Origin of the sequence: Janthinobacterium sp. AD80 (assembly GCF_002878455.1) — a bacterium.
GTDB lineage: Bacteria > Pseudomonadota > Gammaproteobacteria > Burkholderiales > Burkholderiaceae_D > Janthinobacterium.
The window spans coordinates 1-847 of sequence record NZ_NRDQ01000320.1 but is presented as its reverse complement, the minus strand read 5'-3'; the positions used below and the strand labels follow the sequence as shown (position 1 = coordinate 847).

1 protein-coding gene is annotated in these 847 nt (G+C 69.4%); it reads right to left on the bottom strand.

Annotation, left to right across the window (positions count from 1 at the left end; genetic code table 11):
• Nucleotides 1-215 precede the first annotated feature (215 nt).
• On the bottom strand, nt 216-847 hold a 632-nt coding region (locus tag JaAD80_RS29120; protein ID WP_102299664.1), incomplete at its 5' end, for a FecR family protein.

The following is an 847-nucleotide window of genomic DNA, read 5'->3' as shown; positions in this document are numbered from 1 at the left end:
GGGGGCGGCGACAAAGGCGGCGGGGGGCGCGCACGCCATGGCGAGGAGGGCCAGGCGGATGGCGCGCGCGGCGGGATGGAGGACGGGGGTGGTCAGCTGCATGCTCGGTCTTTCTGCTCAGAGGGATAGGAATTGGCTTGTGAATCGGCTACTTACCTGTGAAGCCGAAGCAGCACGCCGGAACACCAACCCCTGGCGCAAAAAAATCAACATATTTATATCTGCCGTGCCGCCACCGTGGCCCAGTAGCGCGTGAAATAGGTCACTTGCAGCCCGTGCGAGGCGCACAGGCTTTCCAGCACGGCGTCGATGTCGTCGAGGCGATAGGTGCCCGTGACGGGGCGGCGCGCCACGGCGGCGTCGCACACGAGGCGTCCGCGCCGGTAGCGCGCCAGTTCGGCCACCAGTTGTTGCAGCGGCCAGTCGGCGGCCACCAGCATGCCGCGCAGCCAGCTGTCCTGGTGTGCGGGCACGGCTTGCACGGCATCGGCGGCGCTTGCGGTAAAACTGAGCTGCTGGCCCGCTTCCAGGCGCCGCGCGGCATCGGCGCGCGCCGCGCAGCGCACTTCCACCGCGTGTTCGTAGACGCTGACGATGCTGCCGCCATCGTCGCAGCGCACGCCAAATCGCGTGCCCAGCGCGCGGATCACGCCATGCGGGGTGTCGACCAGGAAGGGGCGCGGATCGGGCGCGGTGCGCAGCATGATTTCGCCATGGTGCAGACGGATGCGGCGGTGCGTGGCGCTGTAGTGCACGTCGGCGGCGCTGTCCGTGTTCATTTCCATGCGCCCGCCATCGGCCAGGCTGACGTGGCGGCGCTGGCCAGGCGCCGTGCGCAGCGCCGCCG